This is a genomic window from Leptolyngbya sp. KIOST-1, from assembly GCF_000763385.1.
In the GTDB taxonomy this organism is placed as follows: domain Bacteria; phylum Cyanobacteriota; class Cyanobacteriia; order Phormidesmidales; family Phormidesmidaceae; genus Nodosilinea.
In genome coordinates, this window is the sequence record NZ_JQFA01000002.1 from 854,735 (window position 1) to 871,386 (window position 16,652).

12 protein-coding genes are annotated in these 16,652 nt (G+C 59.6%); 8 read left to right on the forward strand and 4 right to left on the reverse strand.

Annotated features, from left to right (window positions below):
• Nucleotides 1-4 precede the first annotated feature (4 nt).
• A complete protein-coding gene (locus NF78_RS32170; protein ID WP_263970628.1) occupies nucleotides 5-415 on the forward strand; it encodes an ISAs1 family transposase in 411 nt (136 codons plus the stop codon).
• Nucleotides 416-491: 76 nt separating this feature from the next.
• Here the strand turns inward: NF78_RS32170 and NF78_RS03825 are convergent, their stop codons facing one another.
• From NF78_RS03825 to NF78_RS03835, 3 genes are all read right to left on the reverse strand, one after another.
• Nucleotides 492-1,208, reverse strand: coding sequence for a GerMN domain-containing protein (locus NF78_RS03825; protein WP_052049742.1), 717 nt, complete (start codon nucleotides 1,206-1,208; stop codon nucleotides 492-494).
• 29 nt (nucleotides 1,209-1,237) lie between these two features.
• Entirely contained in the window at nucleotides 1,238-2,074 is an 837-nt protein-coding gene (locus NF78_RS03830; protein WP_052049744.1) for a DUF2993 domain-containing protein, read from the reverse strand.
• Nucleotides 2,075-2,230: 156 nt separating this feature from the next.
• Nucleotides 2,231-4,045: a proline--tRNA ligase gene (locus NF78_RS03835; protein WP_035984954.1), complete on the reverse strand. Its 1,815-nt coding sequence runs from the start codon at nucleotides 4,043-4,045 to the stop codon at nucleotides 2,231-2,233.
• A gap of 355 nt (nucleotides 4,046-4,400) precedes the next feature.
• Here NF78_RS03835 and NF78_RS03840 point away from each other — a divergent pair, with 355 nt between their 5' ends.
• Both NF78_RS03840 and NF78_RS03845 read left to right on the forward strand, forming a co-directional pair.
• Nucleotides 4,401-5,726 carry a PhoH family protein gene (locus tag NF78_RS03840; RefSeq protein ID WP_035984955.1) on the forward strand — a complete coding sequence of 442 codons (1,326 nt, stop codon included), beginning with the start codon at nucleotides 4,401-4,403 and terminating at the stop codon, nucleotides 5,724-5,726.
• Nucleotides 5,727-6,051: 325 nt separating this feature from the next.
• The gene (locus tag NF78_RS03845; RefSeq protein WP_035984956.1) at nucleotides 6,052-6,564 is read left to right on the forward strand and encodes a host attachment protein; all 513 of its coding nucleotides are present in this window, start codon (nucleotides 6,052-6,054) and stop codon (nucleotides 6,562-6,564) included.
• 13 nt (nucleotides 6,565-6,577) lie between these two features.
• On the opposite strand, the gene NF78_RS03850 is transcribed toward NF78_RS03845, so the two are convergent.
• On the reverse strand, nucleotides 6,578-7,939 hold the full coding sequence (locus tag NF78_RS03850; protein WP_052049745.1) for an EAL domain-containing protein: 1,362 nt from the start codon (nucleotides 7,937-7,939) through the stop codon (nucleotides 6,578-6,580).
• Between the two features lie 386 nt (nucleotides 7,940-8,325).
• On the opposite strand from NF78_RS03850, the gene mdh reads away from it, so the two are divergent.
• The 5 genes from mdh (at nucleotide 8,326) to NF78_RS03880 (ending at nucleotide 16,547) form a co-directional block, all read left to right on the forward strand.
• Nucleotides 8,326-9,294 carry a malate dehydrogenase gene (mdh, locus tag NF78_RS03855; protein ID WP_035984957.1) on the forward strand — a complete coding sequence of 323 codons (969 nt, stop codon included), beginning with the start codon at nucleotides 8,326-8,328 and terminating at the stop codon, nucleotides 9,292-9,294.
• Between the two features lie 244 nt (nucleotides 9,295-9,538).
• Nucleotides 9,539-12,754: a valine--tRNA ligase gene (locus NF78_RS03860; protein WP_035984958.1), complete on the forward strand. Its 3,216-nt coding sequence runs from the start codon at nucleotides 9,539-9,541 to the stop codon at nucleotides 12,752-12,754.
• Between the two features lie 217 nt (nucleotides 12,755-12,971).
• Nucleotides 12,972-14,372 carry an MATE family efflux transporter gene (locus NF78_RS03865; RefSeq protein WP_052049747.1) on the forward strand — a complete coding sequence of 467 codons (1,401 nt, stop codon included), beginning with the start codon at nucleotides 12,972-12,974 and terminating at the stop codon, nucleotides 14,370-14,372.
• Nucleotides 14,373-14,623: 251 nt separating this feature from the next.
• The gene (locus NF78_RS33385) at nucleotides 14,624-14,935 is read left to right on the forward strand and encodes a transposase (RefSeq protein ID WP_072015961.1); all 312 of its coding nucleotides are present in this window, start codon (nucleotides 14,624-14,626) and stop codon (nucleotides 14,933-14,935) included.
• 553 nt (nucleotides 14,936-15,488) lie between these two features.
• A complete protein-coding gene (locus tag NF78_RS03880) occupies nucleotides 15,489-16,547 on the forward strand; it encodes a glycosyltransferase family 61 protein (protein WP_035984961.1) in 1,059 nt (352 codons plus the stop codon).
• Nucleotides 16,548-16,652: the final 105 nt, after the last annotated feature.

A 16,652-nucleotide genomic window follows, 5' to 3' on the forward strand; every position in this document is an offset into this window, starting at 1 on the left:
TTTCATCCGCCGCCACTGGTTGCTCGATGGGGTCGAGCACCTCATCAACGCTGAGCGCTGGGTTGGCTTAAAACGCGTTGGCCTCGTGGAGGCTGAACGCCGTATCCTCGGTCAACCCCCGACCATTGAGCAGCGCTACTATCTCGTTAGTTTTGACGGCGATGTCCAACGCTTTGCCCAAGGGGTGCGCAGCCACTGGGGTATTGAAAACCAGCTCCACTGGGTGCTCGATGTCGCCTTCCACGAAGATGCCTCTCGAATTCGTAAAGACCACGCCCCCGCTAATCTGGCCGTCGTCCGTCACATCGCCCTCAATCTGCTGCGTCAGGACGCTTTTGCCAAAGGGGGTATCAAGGCTAAACGCTTGCAAGCAGGATGGGATAATGACTACCTAATTCGGCTACTCTCCTCCTGAGTATGCGTTTGCCCTACCTCCCGATGGGGATGAGTAGAGCGCCTAAGTAGCGAGCCTGAATGATTGAGGACCGGCCCTACAGCTCAAACCCTTCGTTAAATTCGCTGCGGGTCATGGGCTGGCTCACCTCCAGCCCCTCGCCGCCCAGCAGGGTCAGCGGTTTGCCGTCCACCGAAATCCAGACGGGGGCGCTGGGATCGAAGGCGGTGGCGGTGTAGATCACCTGGCCCAGGCGGCCCATCATGGCGGCGCTGCCGCCGCCCGATTCAAACTCACTGGACAGATCGACGTGGACACCGTCGGCCTCGACCGAGGCCTCGTTCAGCCGGGTTTGGGCGGGGATGGTGGTAAACGCCTGCTGGCTGGGGTCGCCGGACTTGGAGAGCAGATTGCCAAAGACGGCGGCAATTTGCTCGGAGGGGGAAGCGTCAGCCGTAATGGAGACGGGCTGGGCCACCAGATCAAACCCTGTGCCCGTGTCCTTAAGCCAGTAGACCTGGCCAGTCACTTCGGCTGGAGCGGGCTGGGCCACCGGATCTTTGGGGGCTGTCTCGGTAGTGTTGGGCGTTGTCACCGGGGCGGAGACTTCGGGCAGAGCCAGCAGCGGGTCAGTTTCGATGTCGATGCTGGGAAATTCTGCCACCGGCGGAGCGGGGTTGAGCGCCCGCCAGGTAAACCAGGCCACAGACCCGCCCGAGGCCACTACCAAGGTCGCTACCCCGGCCACAACGGCGAGGGGAATTTGTCGTAGCTTGTTTCGATAGTGCATGGTGAAGTACCAAACAGGGGTCATAGGGTTAGCCTAGGTCACCCACGGCCTGGCTAGGGGGCGGGGGGGACAGCTGCTGGAGCTGGCTGCCGAGTTAACAGCGGTGAGTCTGGCTCTATTCTGGCAAAAATAGCAATATCCAACTCATTGTCACGGACTTTGAAGTTGATCACGCGGGCCACCACGCCGAGGGCCTCCAGACGCCGCAGGGTGAGACGTTCCTGGGCCCCCTGCACAATGGACTCCAGCAGCTGGGGCGGAGTTTCTTCACCGTCCACAGTAATGCTGGGATCGACCAGGGCAAAGCGATGGCCGTTGAGGGCCGTCAGCCCCAGGTTAACAACGATGGCGGTGTTTTCCTGGGTAACCCGGTCCTGGAGGTCAACCACAATGCGGAAGCGATCGCCCTCTAGAAACTCCAGCGAGGGGTTGGCCAGGCCGTAGCGGTTTTGCTCGCGACTGCCTACGGCTCCGGGCAGGCTGAATTGCAGCGTACCGAGCCAGCCCTGCACCAGGGCCGACTGCAGGAAGGCATTCAAATCCTCGTCTTTGAGACGCAGGCGCAGGGCGGCCTGGGCCGGTTCATCCAGCACCAGCTCGCCCTGCTGCAGCCGCCCCAGATCGACCGCCACCGGGTCGGCTTCAATGTCGATGGAGCTGATCCGCAGTCCCGGCAGCTGGCGGGTTTCTACCCCTCGGGCGGCAATCCGGGTGTGGTCGATGCGGCCGCGGGCCAGCTGATAGTTGGGCACATTGTCGATCCGCACCTGGAGAGTTTCGGCCCCGGCCAGCTGATCCCGCAGGGCCGCTGCGGCCAGGGTGTCGACCACGACGCCCCCGGTGGCCACGACCCCCAGCAGGGTCGAGAGAATGATGGTGATCAGTTCCATGGCCTGTCCTTCGCGTAGGGAGGGGCTGGCTAGGGGCTGTCATTAATTAACGTCTGATGGCCCGAGAATCAGCGGTTAAGCCCCTAGCCTGGTTTTTTGGGTCGGGCGTGGCAACCCTGATAGTATATGGATTGTAACCAGAATTGATGACACGCCCTAACGGCTGGCCAGCAGTTCTTCGTCGATCCAGCCCTTGACCAGGGCAACGACCTCGGCCAGGGCCACCTCCTGCACAATGCCGGTGGCCCGCTCGACCACCTCGACCTTGCCATCGCCCAGGGCCCGTCCGGTGACAATGCGGTAGGGAATGCCGATCAGGTCGGCGTCTTTAAATTTGACTCCGGCCCGCTCGTCGCGATCGTCCAGCAGCGCCTCAACCCCCACCGCCAGCAGCTCTTTGTAGATCGCCTTGGCCGCTTCCACCTGGAGGTCGTCGCCCATGTTTGGGATCACCACGATCGCCTGGTAGGGGGCGATCGCCACCGGCCAGACAATGCCATTTTTGTCGTAAGACTGCTCCACCGCCGCCTGGGCCAGGCGCGACACCCCCACCCCGTAGCAGCCCATCACCAGGGGCTGCTCGGCCCCGCTCTCGCTGGTATAGGTGGCCCCTAGGGCCTGGGAGTACTTGGTGCCAAGCTGAAAGATATGGCCGATCTCGATGCCTCGCGCCGTTTGCAGGGTTTGGCCGGGGTCGTGCAGGGCGCGATCGCCCGCCGCCGCCTTGCGCACATCCACCACGAGGTTGGGCCGGGTGAACTCCTGGCCCCAGTTGCCGCCCACGGTGTGGTAGCCCGATTCGTTGGAGCCGGTGACAAAGTTTTCCAGGTCGCTGGCTGTGCGATCGCACAGCCGCAGAAACTTGGGTTCCACCGCTTTGCCGCCTTCAATATAGTCATCGCCCAGGTCAGGGGCGATGTAGCCTAAAGGCAGGGGCTTGGCGGCCCACTGGCGCTGGGCCTCCGGGTCGGGCACCTCCAGGGCGATCACGGCGGTGCCGCCGTAGTTGGCCGCTAGCTTGGTCAATTCGTTGGTAAGCTTCACCTCATTGACATCCTGGTCGCCGCGAATGCTGACCAGCACCAGCACCGTTTTCCCGTTGTCAAACACCGCCTGGTACAGCACGTTCTTGACGATCTGGGTGGGCGAGCATTTGAGGAACTGGGCCAGCGACTCGATCGTGGGGGTGTTGGGGGTGTCGAGTTTTTCAAACGTGCTAAAGGTGGAGGGCACCGCCTCGACCGGGTGGGACACCGCCTTCTCCACGTTGGCGGCGTACTGGCCGTCTTCGGTGTAGAGCACCTCGTCCTCGCCCGCCTCAGCCAGCACCATAAACTCGGTCGAGCCCGAGCCGCCGATCGCCCCCGAGTCGGCATCTACGGCCCGAAACTCCAGCCCGCAGCGGCGCAGAATGGCGCTGTAGGCGGTGTACATCTCCTGGTACGTTTCCTTCAGGCTGGCCTCGTCAGTGTGGAAGGAGTAACCGTCCTTCATGATGAACTCGCGGCCGCGCAGGAGCCCAAAGCGGGGCCGAATCTCATCGCGAAATTTAGTCTGAATCTGGTAAAGGTGCAGGGGCAGCTGCCGGTAGGAGCGAATCATGTCGCGGGCGACGGCGGTGATCACCTCCTCGTGGGTGGGGCCAAGGCTGACCTCCTGCTGGCGGCGATCGACCAGGGAGAACATGATGCCCTCTGCCTTGGTGTAGGTGTCCCACCGGCCCGACTCCCGCCACAGCTCGGCGGGCTGGAGCTGGGGCAGCAGGCACTCCTGGGCTCCAGTGGCGTTCATTTCCTCGCGCACAATGTCGGAAATTTTGTTCAACACCCGCCACAGCAGCGGCAGGTAGGCGTAGACCCCGCTGGCAATGCGGCGCATATAGCCCGCCCGCAGCAGCAGCTTGTGGCTGGGAATTTCAGCCTCGGCTGGCTCTTCCCGCAGGGTGACAAACAGCATTTGGGATAGACGCATGGGGGGTCCAGAAAAGATCGATCGGGCTCTATGGTAACGACTCATAGGCCATAGTAAACGAGGACGGGTAGCCCTGAGCCAGCGATCGCCTCTGGTCCGCCTACGGGCAGTGTTCGCAGCCGGGTTCGGGAATGGTAAAGAAATCCGCTACAGTGTCTAAACAGCCATTCTAGAGTCGGTCGCGACCGCTGGTCGGTCTGGAGCCAATGCCCCTGGGCATGCAGAATTGTTGTACTGGCAGGGGACCGGCATCTACCAGAGCGTTCCTGAACATAGCCCGGCAGGGGGACTGGCGCTGCGATCGCAGGCTTGTGAGTCATCAGGTCGGGCCTACCGTCTCAACTGTTGCCCATCTATGAAAAAAGTATTCGTCCTCGATACCAACGTATTGCTTCACGATCCGATGGCAATATTCAGGTTTGAGGACAATGACGTGGTGCTGCCGATCACCATTATCGAAGAGCTGGACCGCTTCAAGAAAGGCACCGCCGACACCGGTCGCAACGCCCGCTACGTGTCGCGCACCCTCGATGAGCTGCGTCAGCGGGGTTCGCTGGTGCAGGGCATCGATCTGGAAAAAGGCGGCACGCTGAAAGTGGCCCTGTGCCACCGCGATACCCTGCGTCAGCTGCCGCCCGAACTGGAGGGCGACCAGGGGGACAACGCCATTCTGGCTGTGGCCATGGAGTACCGGCACCACCACGACCTGCCGGTGGTGCTGGTCAGCAAAGACACCAACCTGCGGATCAAGGCCGATGCCGTGGGACTGGTGGCCCAGGACTACGAAACCGACAAAGTCGATTTTGACGAGCTCTATACCGGCACCCTGGAGGTGATGACCTCCGCCGAGTCGATTAGCCACCTGTTTAGCGACGGCCACCTGAAGCTCGATGTGCCGCTGTACCCCAACCAGGCCGTCACCCTGGTGGATGAGGCCAATCCCACCCACACCGCCCTGGCCCTGGTGCAGGGCAGCACCGGCAAGCTGGTACCCCTGGCCAAACTGCCCCACGCTGGGGTGTCGCGGGTGCAGCCCCGCAACCGGGAGCAGCGCTTCGCCTTTGAGCTGCTGCTGCAGGACTCGATTTCGATGGTGACCCTGGTGGGCAAGGCGGGCACCGGCAAAACCCTGCTGGCGATCGCCGCCGGAGTGCAGAAGGTAGCCGACGAACGCCTCTATTCGCGCCTGCTAATTGCCCGTCCCATCGTGCCTTTGGGCCGCGACATTGGCTATCTGCCCGGCGATATTCGCGAAAAGCTCAACCCCTGGATGCAGCCCCTCTACGATAACTTTGACCTGATCTTTGGCACCCAGGACATGCGCGGTCGACCCGAGCACTGGCGGCGCGGCCACGAAGAGATGATCGACCAGGGACTCCTGCAGATCGAGCCCCTGACCTACATTCGGGGGCGATCGATTCCGAAGCAGTTTTTGGTGGTGGACGAGGCTCAGAACCTCACCCCCCACGAGGTCAAAACCATCCTCACCCGCGCCGGAGAGGGCACCAAAATCATTCTGACCGGCGACCCCGAGCAGATCGACAATCCCTACGTCGATGCCTCTAGCAACGGCCTCACCTACGTGGTCGAGCGCTTCAAGGGCGAAGCCCTGGCGGGGCACATCACCCTCACCAAAGGGGAGCGCTCGAGCCTGGCGGAGCGAGCGGCTGTGTTGCTGTAGTCCCCTGTCGAAAAGCGCTTTCATCCTGAATCGAGGCATGAATTTGGTGGGGGCAAACAGCCGTTTGCCCCATCAGAGGCTTTGCTGTTTGATTCACATCCGTGTTCAGCAACGCATTTCGAGATTTGCCCTGAATTGCCTTCACGTTCATTCATAAAACGCTATTCAAATCAACACCAAATGGCATTGACGGAAACAGACGCTGCCCCCGTGAACACGCTTCTTTTAACTCTTCTTGAATAGAAATTAACCTTTATATATGCTCCCCAACGCGTCCCAGGGAGTTGTTAGGATCGCCACCAAACCCAATAGCAACGGAGATCCTATGACACGCTTCCTCGTCGCCGTAGTGGATGGTGCCAAAGCCCGGTTCTTAACCTTAGAACCCCTGGATGCCCCCGAGTTGGAGTCCGGTCCAGACCTGATCGAGCGTTGCGAGCTGTTCAATCCAGCCATAGAAATGGCGGGCCAGGACCTGTGGGCCAACACCAAGACCGGCCGCAACCGGGGCAGCGGCAGTCGGGGCCACAGCTACGACGACCACCGGGGCAACCATCTGGTGGAATTTGAGCGCCGCTTTGCCCAGGCCATCGGGGCGCAGATGGATACGCTGGTGGCGACCTACGACCTCAACACTCTGATCCTGGTGGCAGAACCGCAAATTTTAGGCCTGTTGCGCGACTGTCTGGCGGGGGTAAACGGGCGGCTGCAGGTGCAGGAACTGGCCAAAGACCTGTGCAAGCTGACGCCGCGTCAGCTGCAGGAGTACCTGGCCCAGCGGGGGCTGTTGCCGACCCGCCAGGTGGCGATCGCCGCTGGGCGCTCCAGACGGGCCTAGCCGAGCAACCCGGCTAGGCCAGGTGCAAAAAATTGGGCGCTAGCGACTGCCCCACCAGCGCTAGCGCTTCGTTGAACCGCAGCGGATGGCTAAACAAAAAGCCCTGGCCAATGGCACAGCCCATGGCTTGCAGGGCCTCCATCTGGGCCTGGGTTTCAATGCCTTCGGCGACGGTAGGCAGGCTCAGTTTGTGGGCGATATCGATAATTGATCCGACCAGAATTCTGGCCCGATCGCTGGTGCACAGCTTGTGAATAAACGACCTGTCGATTTTGAGACAGTCAATTTCACAGCGCTCCAGGTAGTTGAGGCTGGAGTAGCCGGTGCCAAAGTCGTCGAGGGACACCTCAAACCCGGCGGCCCGGCACTTGCCGATGGAGTCAATGGCGTCAATTTCATCTAGGTCTAAAAAGATCCGCTCAGTGACCTCCAGCTTGATTTGGTGGGCGCTGACCCCGTGGCGCTGGCTACAGGCCATCAGCCGATCAAAAAAGTCGGGCTGCTGAAACTGGCGCACCGAAATGTTGACGCTGACAAAAAAGTTTGTCTGGCTCTGGCCAATGCGATCGAGTTGGTCTTGAAACCGCCGCAAGCTGGCACAGGAATGCTCTAATATCCAGTCACCCATGGGCAAAATCAGCGAGGTTTCTTCCGCCAGGGCAATGAAATGCTGGGGGGTGATCAGCCCCCGCTGGGGACATTGCCACCGCAGCAGCGACTCAAACCCAATGATGCTCCGGGTGTTGAGATCTAGCAGCGGCTGATACATCAAGAACAGTTCGTCGTTGCCCACGGCATTTTGCAGATCCGACTCCAGCTTGATATCCTCTAAAATCTGCTGGTACTGCTGATTTTTAGCGTAGGTATTCTCGGTGACAGCGGGCTGGGGCAGACTGAGTTGAGGCCTGGCCAGGCTTTTAAGGTAGGTGTTGTAGGCGCGGTTGCGGTGTAGCGACATGGCAATCAACAGCCGCACCATCGGCGAGGAGGATTCAATTCTTTCGGCCACCAGCGCCGCCGATAGGACGATGCAGCGACAGGGGCCAATGGCTTTGGCCGATGCGGAGCGAGGGGAGGCATCGATAATTCCCATTTCGCCAAAAATGTCGCCCGGCCCCAGCACATTGAGCTGCAGCGAGTCGGCCCCAGCCCCCACAAAGATTTCGACGTATCCCGACTCGATAATATAGGCTCGGTCGGGAGCACTGCCTTCGGTAAAAATAGTCTCCCCACCATTAAAGAGTCGAATATTGCACTCTGGCGACACCGCCAGGTCGGCCACCAGGGCACTGCTGTCGGTGTCGGCTGGGAGCGCATCGGCAGTGGGTAGCCCTGGCCCTGACGAGGGGGCAGTCAGGGGAGTGACATCTTTCATAACAGGAACGATTTCAGAGGCTTTGCCTTAAGCATCTCTTATTTTTCTCGGGTCACCTACGGCAGGTTTGTGAAGTGTCAGTAAGCATTTTTGAAAAATCTGGCCGGTCAGAAAAGGGGCGTCTAAGGGTCACCCTTGACCATGATCCAAATCACTTCGGTAGGGCTCCAGGCGACCAATTTCCGGTTTAGATCTGTAGTTTTCCCAAAGGTAGACCGTTAGTTCAGGACTTGGCGGTATTAATGGGGGCGATAGGGATTGGATTGATGCCTGCTGGCCTGGGGCGGTGCCGCTGCCGATGGGTTTGCTGCCTGGATGGCGGTACTGCGATCGCCCTCACCGCTGTCCAGCGTCCATACCTAGCGTTAACTAGTGTTTTGAATGCCATGAATGCCTCCCCCGCCGCCGTCGATCGCCCCCCCAGCCAGGTTACCGTGGTGGGGGCGGGCAACGTGGGCAGTACCCTGGCCCAGCGCCTGCTGGAGCACAACCTGGCCAACGTGGTGCTGATCGACATTGTGGCGGGGCGACCCCAGGGGGTGGCGCTGGATTTGGCCCAGGCGGCGGGCAGCGAGGGCCACAACCGCAGCATCGTCGGCACCAACGACTACCAGGACACCGCCCACTCCGACCTTGTGGTGATTACCGCCGGGCTACCCCGCCGCCCCGGCATGACCCGCGACGACCTCACCCAGACCAACGGCAAGATTGTGATCGAGACGGTGCGGCAGGCGCTGGCGGTGTCGCCGCTGGCCAGCATTATTGTGGTTACCAACCCGCTCGATGTGATGGCCTACCTGGCCTGGCGGGCCAGCGAACTGCCTCCCCAGCGGGTAGTGGGCATGGCCGGGGTGCTCGACTCGGCCCGGTTTCAGCGCTTCATTGCCTGGGAGCTGGGGGTGCCCCCCCAGGAGGTGTCGGCCATGGTGCTGGGCGGCCACGGCGATTTGATGGTGCCCCTGCCCCGCTACACCACCGTTGGCGGCATCCCGGTGGGTGAGCTGCTGAGCGCCGATCGCCTGGCAGAGCTGATCGATCGCACCCGCAACGGCGGCGCTGAAATTGTGCAGCTGCTGAAGCAGGGCGGTGCCTACTACGCCCCAGCCTCGTCCGCCTGCGTCATGGTGGAGGCGATACTGCGCCACCAGCGGCGCATTTTGCCCCTGGCGGCCCACCTGAGCGGTCAGTACGGCCTGGATGACCTTTACCTGGGGGTGCCCTGCCGGCTGGGGCGCGGGGGAGTGGAAGAGATTCTGGAACTGTCGCTGACCGCCGATGAGCAAGCAGCCCTGGCGCGATCGGCGGCCTCGGTTAAACAGCAGCTCCAGGGGGCCCTGGCGCTGCTGGAGGTCTAGTATTCTGCGGCATACGTTGGCCAACCATTCCTGATACCTGAGTTCAGCCATCCCAAAAATTCTGATTGCGCCAGTGTCGCCAACGTTCTGCCCAGCGGGTTGGCGTCTCTTGCTGGACTGGGGGTCGCGCTGGCACTGACTGGGATGGTTGCGGCGATCGCGGGGCCCTGCTCAACAGAGATTAAAATGGCAGAATCCATAGGTACACTGTCTGTTAGAACGGTTCCACGCTCCAGGTTTTACGATGACGGCTTCCATTCCCACGCTTTCTGCCCAGTACGACCCCACTCAAACTGAGACCAAGTGGCAAACCCAGTGGGAATCAAACCAGGTCTTTAGGGCCGACCCCGACCACCCCGGTGCGCCCTTCTGCGTGGTGATTCCGCCACCGAACGTGACCGGCAGCCTGCACATGGGCCACGCCTTTGAGAGCGCCCTGATCGACACCCTGGTGCGCTACCAGCGGATGGCGGGGCGCAACACCCTCTGGCTGCCCGGCACCGACCACGCCAGCATTGCCGTGGCCACTATTCTCGATCGCCAGATGCAGGCCGAAGGCACCAGCAAAGAGGAGCTGGGGCGCGATCGCTACCTGGAGCGAGCCTGGGACTGGAAGGCCGAGTCCGGGGGCACCATCGTCAACCAGCTGCGCAAGCTGGGGGTCTCGGTAGACTGGAGCCGCGAGCGCTTCACCATGGATGAGGGGCTGTCCCACGCGGTGCTGACCGCCTTTACCCAGCTCTACGACGAGGGGTTGATCTATCGGGGCAACTACCTGGTCAACTGGTGCCCCGCCAGCCAGTCGGCGGTGTCGGATCTGGAGGTGGAGCAGCGCGAGGTTGATGGCCACCTGTGGCACTTCCGCTACCCCTTCACCGACGGCTCGGGCTACGTGGAAGTGGCCACCACCCGGCCCGAAACCATGCTGGGCGACACGGCGGTGGCGGTGAATCCCAACGACGATCGCTACCGGCACTTGGTCGGCAAAACCCTGACTTTGCCCCTGGTCAACCGCGAAATTCCGATCATCGCCGACGAGTACGTGGACGCGGCGTTTGGCACCGGCTGTGTCAAAGTCACCCCCGCCCACGACCCCAACGACTTTGCCATGGGCCAGCGCCACAACCTGCCCATGATCACCGTCATGAACAAAGACGGCACCATGAACGAAAACACCGCCCACTTCCAGGGGCTGGATCGCTTCGAGGCCCGCAGCGCGGTGGTGCGTCAGCTCGATGACGAAGGGTTTCTGGTGCGAATTGAGGAGTACAGGCACACGGTGCCCTACAGCGATCGCGGCAAGGTGCCGGTCGAGCCGCTGCTCTCCACCCAGTGGTTTGTGAAAATTCGCCCCCTGGCCGACAATGCCCTGGACTACCTGGACCACCGCCGGTCGCCCAGGTTCGTGCCCGAGCGCTGGACCAAGGTGTACCGCGACTGGCTGGTGAATTTGAAGGACTGGTGTATCTCGCGCCAGCTGTGGTGGGGTCACCAGATCCCGGCCTGGTACGCCGTGAGCGAGACCGGCGGCGAAATCACCGACGACACGCCCTTTGTGGTGGCCGCGACAGAAGAGGAAGCCAAAGCCAAGGCCACCGAGCGGTTTGGCGAATGGGTGACCCTGACCCGCGACCCCGACGTGCTCGACACCTGGTTTTCCTCCGGGCTGTGGCCCTTCTCCACCATGGGCTGGCCCGATGAATCAGCCCAGGACTTTCAGACCTACTACCCCACCACCACCCTGGTCACGGGCTTCGACATCATCTTTTTCTGGGTGGCCCGCATGACCATGATGGCGGGCCACTTCACCGACACCATGCCCTTCGAGACCGTCTACATCCACGGCCTGGTGCGGGACGAGAACAACAAAAAAATGTCGAAGTCGGCCAACAACGGCATCGACCCGCTGGTGCTGATCAACAAGTACGGCACCGATGCCCTGCGCTACACCCTGATTCGCGAAGTCACCGGGGCGGGCCAGGACATTCGCCTGGAGTACGATCGCAGCACCGATGAGTCGGCCTCCGTGGAAGCCAGCCGCAACTTCACCAACAAGCTGTGGAACGCCTCCCGCTTCGTGATGATGAACCTGGGCGGGCAGTCGCCGCTAAGCCTGGGGGTGCCCGATCTAGATAGCCTGGAGCTGGCCGATCGCTGGATTTTGTCCCGCTTTAACCGGGTGGTAGCCAGCGTGCGCGACAACCTCGACGCCTACGGCATGGGCGAGGCCGCCAAGGAACTCTACGAGTTTGTCTGGGGCGATTTCTGCGACTGGTATATCGAGCTGGTCAAGCCGCGCCTCCAGGGTGAGGGGTCGGCCAAGTTCACGGCCGCCCAGCAGACCCTCGCCTTTGTGCTGGACGGCATTCTCAAGCTGCTGCACCCGTTTATGCCCCACATCACCGAGGAGCTGTGGCACACCCTCAACCAGGTGGGCGACGACCAGTTTCTCGCCGTGCAGCCCTACCCCACCCCCTTTGAGGGCCTGGTGGACGACGACCTGGAGCAGCAGTTTGCCCTGGTGTTTAACACCGTGCGCACCGTGCGCAACCTGCGGGCCGAGGCGGGGATCAAGCCTAGCCTGCGGATCGAAACCATTCTGGAGAGCGACAGCGCCACCGAGCGCCACATTCTGCACGCCACCGCCGACTACATCAAAGACCTGGGCAAGATCGACACCCTGGTGATTTTGGGCGGTAAGCAGCCGGTTTCCACCGCCCACGCCGCCGAATCGGGCTCGCCCCCCAGCCCCCTGGCGAAGCTGGGCGACAATCCGGTGGTGGCCGAGGTGCAGGACTTCTGGCACACCATGCTGCCGCTGTTTGAAGAGCCCCTGCACTTTGCGGGCGCGTTCTTTGAGGATGTTCGTCGCCCGGCCTTTACCCTGCTGTGGATTTTTGCCGGGGTGGTGTTGCTCAAGTTTGGCGGTGCCCTGGTCCATGCCGTCGACACCACGCCCATTTTTGGCACCCTGATGGAGCTGGTCGGCCTCTGGGTGGTGGTCAACTTCGTGCGGCAGAATCTGCTCACGGGGGGCGATCGCCAGCGCCTTACCCAAACCTACCAAACCTGGCGACGCCAGATCTTTGGCGACGACACCGCCGCTGCAAAAGCCAGGCCCCCAGCCCTGCGCCCTGTTGCCCCGCCCGCAGAAAATGGCAGCACCGCTGCCCCGACTGACGAAACCTCGGAGCCGTCCCAAAAGCTGTTCGCCGGGGTGACGGGCACCGTACAGGTGCTGATTCCCCTGACCGGAGTGGTGGATGTGGACGCCCTGCGGGCCAAGGTGGAAAAAGACCTGACCAAGGTCGAGGCCGAAATCAAGTCCCTCTCGGGCCGGTTGAGCAACCCCGGCTTTGTGGACAAAGCCCCCGCCGAGGTGGTGCAGGGGGCACGGGATGCCCTGGCCGAGGCCGAGGCCCAGGCGGCGATCCTGAAGTCTCGCCTGGCGATGCTGTAGGTAGAGGCGACGTCGGTTAGTCGCAACGACCTGCACCCCCAACGCTGTCCAGCTCGGTTGGGTGCTCAAGTCCCCCCTGGAATGCCTTTGATGCCTTTGGAAAGGCGGCAGGGTGAGCCTTGCGCAATGCAGAATGGGGAGAACAGGACTGGCCCAAAAGGCCGCTGCCGTAAGTAGCCCGATCGCTGGGGTCCCATATTTAGGGCATGATCTTTCGATGCGTACATGGGTTAGATCGATTGCCCAAACTAAGAATGGCCTGGAAGTGCAGGCCTTTCTCGCCCTAGCCATACCGCTATCGGCGGCTCAGGTGGCCCAGGCGGCGGTGGGCTTTATCGACACGCTGATGATGGGGCGGCTGGGGGCGGAAACTTTGGCCGCCGGAGGGCTGGCGGCAATTAGCTTTCAGCTGCTGCTGGCGGTGGTAGGGGGGTTGGTGATGACGGTAGGGCCGCTGGTGGCCCAGGCCTACGGGGCCGGGCAAAAGGGGCAGGTTGAGGCGGTAACGCGGCAGGGATTTTGGCTGGTCCTGATCCTGAGTCTGCCGATGATGGCGGTGCTGAGCCAGCTCGACCGGGTGCTGCTGGGGCTGGGTCAGGATGCCGCGATTGCCGCCCTGACTGGCCCCTACTTCCAGTGGATCCTGTGGGGAGCGTTTCCGGCTTTGGCCTTTACCCTGCTGCGGAGCTACGCCTCGGCCCTGTCCCAGGCCCAGGTGGTGATTGTCATCGTGCTGGTGGGGACGGCCTTTAACATCGCCGGCAACTACGCCCTGGGCTTTGGTAAATGGGGGTTTCCAGCCCTCGGGCTGGGGGGGCTGGGGTTGGCCAGTGGCCTGAGCTACTGGCTAATGTTTGGCCTGTTTTTGCTGTATATTCTGGCCCACCCAACGCTTAAGACCTACCGATTTTGGCGGAGCTGGCAGCGGGTGCAGCCCCGGTTGATGGGCCGGATGACTGCCATGGGGGGGGAGATTGCTATGACCGTCGCCCTGGAGTTTGGCCTGTTTGGGGTAGTCACCATTCTGATGGGCATTCTCGGCCCCGAGGTGCTGGCGGCCCACCAGACCGTATACCAGACCATCTACGTGATTTTTATGGTGCCCCTGGGCATGTCCTACGCGACCACGGCACGGGTGGGGCAGGCCCTGGGCCAGCAGGATCGGGCGCAGGTGCGGCGAGCGGGGTACGTGGCCATGGCGATCGCCGCAGCCTTCATGCTGCTGGCCACCCTGGGGTTGCTGCTGTTTCGCCCGGCGATTATTGGCCTGTATTTGGATTTGGCTGACCCAGCCAATGCACCGGTGCTGGCCCTGGCCATGCCCATGCTGCTGGTGGCGGCTCTGGTGCAGCTCAGTGACGGGGTGCAGCGGGTGGCCTCCGGAGCCCTCTACGGCCTGCAAGATACCCGCACTCCAATGGTGCTGAGCGCAGTGGCATTTTGGGGTGTGGGCCTTGGGCTGGGCTACCTGCTGGGGTTTGTGCTCGGGCTGGGCGGGGTAGGACTCTGGATTGGCCAGTCCACCGGAGTAGCCACCGCCGGGGCGATCTTTATCCTGCGATTTCACCGACTGACGCGATCGCCGCCCCTGTCGGGTCCGGTCAAGCCCAGTCCCTAGGAACATGGGTAAAGTGGGCCTAAAGGCCTGATATCGACAGCGCTACTCCACGGCAAACGGTAGCGTGACAATAGATATTAGGAGCGAATTATTGAGTAGTGCCACAATGGATTCACAAGGAGTGGGAGCGATTCCTGAACTGGTTATTATCCTGAGCATTACCCTCAAGCAAGGTGAGGTTCCTGCCGAGTGGCAAGAGCGGCCTCATAAGCTCGCGCAGAAAGATGTGGTCTCCCGATGGACGAAGAAAAATGGGACGTCCCACTACGGCTATAAAAACCACGTCAGTGATAGGCTTTGAGCCGCATATCAATGAGCGGGCGTATCGCAATCGCCCCTTGACTGAGGAACAGAGAACGGCCAACCGAGAGCGCTCCAAAACCCGCGCTAAAGTGGAGCATGTCTTCGGGGGTTTTGTCACTAGCATGGGAGGCAAGGCCGTGCGCAGCATTGGGTTAGCGCGTGCCCAAACTCAGTTGGGTTTGAAAAAGCTGGTGCACAACCTGAAGCGGCTTGTGTCTCTCGAAACCCAACCGGCAGCATCGGTTGACATGGCAGGATAATCAGGGCTGAAGCCGAGCAATGAACTTAAATGCGCTCTTTCAACCCTATTTTAATGTCAAGATAGGGAGCCCTGCCTGTTGGGATGTCACGGAATCTCTCTGAAGCAACCCGACTGTCTCAAATGAGACGCCGCTGCTCAAGAAACTCAATTAATCGAGGTTCCCTTAAAGCAATCGCAGGAATTATACAATACATAAAACCATTGTATAATTTCATCATTCCAAGGACTGACTTTACCATTTGCTTGCAATTTGGCCACGCACTGCCCTTTAAACCCATGTAATATAGATGTAAGACTTTTCAAAAAACTATATTTACCTTTAAAACCAATAAAGATAAAAATTTAGTAATGAATGTATGGCTAAAACGAACGTAGTCAAAAAGGACTTAAGAGTTCAGGTATTATTGTAGCTATCTGATTAATTTATAGCTGATGCTTAGAAGTGCCAATAGTGATCTTGGTATTATATAAAAACCGGAATCTGCAGCTTGCTCAAGTTTTGTGGAACATGCGCATAATTGTGATCTTAGAGTAAGAGTTAATAACTAAGTATGGAAAAAGTTTTCTTGGTAGATGTACCTGAACATGTGATGCCGCCAACCATGATGTACGGGCATCCCACTGGCCTAATGAATACATTTAATCCCCAGTCAGAATGCATCCATCTGCCTGAAATTTATATTCCTCCCACGCAAGTGGAGGTCAAAGTTGCCACAGGAAATACTGGCCCGAGGCAGCATGGCAGTTGGAAATGGAAAGCCCATCGGCTAAAGACAAAGCTTCTTCAGGGAATAAAGACTCTAGATTACACAGGGAAATTTGTTTTTGATTCCCGCCTGGAGACGGATGCCAATCCCGCACATATTCTTGACAATACTCTGACCTCCTCTCTACTTATTAGAGAGACTTTAGAGAAGCATTTCCAAAAGAAAATTGATGTGCATATTGTTTTGAGAGAACGAACGACTGACCTGGCGCTAGAGTCTTGTCATTTGCTTGGCTTTCCTACAATAGTCACTGACGACGACGTAAAAGGTGAGATCGCAACGGTTTCAGAAAACGAAGTTCCGAGCTTAAGAGCTAGGCTTTTTGACTTCGATTTCGGTGATTCTCTAGATGCGCCAACAGACGTATTGGCTGATAAAATTTTTATATCTAGGCGTGGAAATCGGAAGTTAGTAAATGAGGCTGAAGTAATTTCTTTCCTGGAGAAGCGAGGCTTTAAAGTACTTTATTTTGAAGACTTTTCAGTCAAAGAAAAATGGGCAATTGCTCGCAATGCTAAGGTAGTTGTTGCCATTAACGGTGCTGCCGTGGGAAACTTTTTGTTTAACCGCTTGGGTTTATATCCCAATGCACCGCATGGCAGTGGAGTAAGGGTGGTTGAATTAATGTCTCCAGCTTGGATGCACATCGGCTTCCGATCAAATATTTTGGCCGTCAATGGAAGTTGGTGTGCAGTTCGGGGACAAATCACCCCCAATTTTCTTCAAGCTGTAGATTTCTCAGATCAGGCTCCCGATCCCACAAAGCCACCCCGAACAGACTCCTTCAAAGTAGATTGTGATACCATACAGATGGCTCTAGACTATCTCGCCGAAAATTATTGAAGCTTGTGTTGACACAATTATGTTGACCGAGCAAGGTCGAGTTTTAGTTGTAAAGTCTCCATTGTATTGCTAGGCTTGACTATATTTGTTTATGCCTAAAAGGAA

Coding starts and splice junctions, on each gene's coding strand:
- NF78_RS03830 (WP_052049744.1), bottom strand. CDS start 2,074: ATGGAACTGATCACCATCATTCTCTCGACCCTGCTGGGGGTCGTGGCC.
- NF78_RS03835 (WP_035984954.1), bottom strand. CDS start 4,045: ATGCGTCTATCCCAAATGCTGTTTGTCACCCTGCGGGAAGAGCCAGCC.
- NF78_RS03845 (WP_035984956.1), top strand. CDS start 6,052: ATGACACGCTTCCTCGTCGCCGTAGTGGATGGTGCCAAAGCCCGGTTC.
- NF78_RS03850 (WP_052049745.1), bottom strand. CDS start 7,939: ATGAAAGATGTCACTCCCCTGACTGCCCCCTCGTCAGGGCCAGGGCTA.
- NF78_RS03865 (WP_052049747.1), top strand. CDS start 12,972: ATGCGTACATGGGTTAGATCGATTGCCCAAACTAAGAATGGCCTGGAA.
- NF78_RS33385 (WP_072015961.1), top strand. CDS start 14,624: ATGGGACGTCCCACTACGGCTATAAAAACCACGTCAGTGATAGGCTTT.
- mdh (WP_035984957.1), top strand. CDS start 8,326: ATGAATGCCTCCCCCGCCGCCGTCGATCGCCCCCCCAGCCAGGTTACC.
- NF78_RS03880 (WP_035984961.1), top strand. CDS start 15,489: ATGGAAAAAGTTTTCTTGGTAGATGTACCTGAACATGTGATGCCGCCA.
- NF78_RS03860 (WP_035984958.1), top strand. CDS start 9,539: ATGACGGCTTCCATTCCCACGCTTTCTGCCCAGTACGACCCCACTCAA.
- NF78_RS03840 (WP_035984955.1), top strand. CDS start 4,401: ATGAAAAAAGTATTCGTCCTCGATACCAACGTATTGCTTCACGATCCG.
- NF78_RS03825 (WP_052049742.1), bottom strand. CDS start 1,208: ATGACCCCTGTTTGGTACTTCACCATGCACTATCGAAACAAGCTACGA.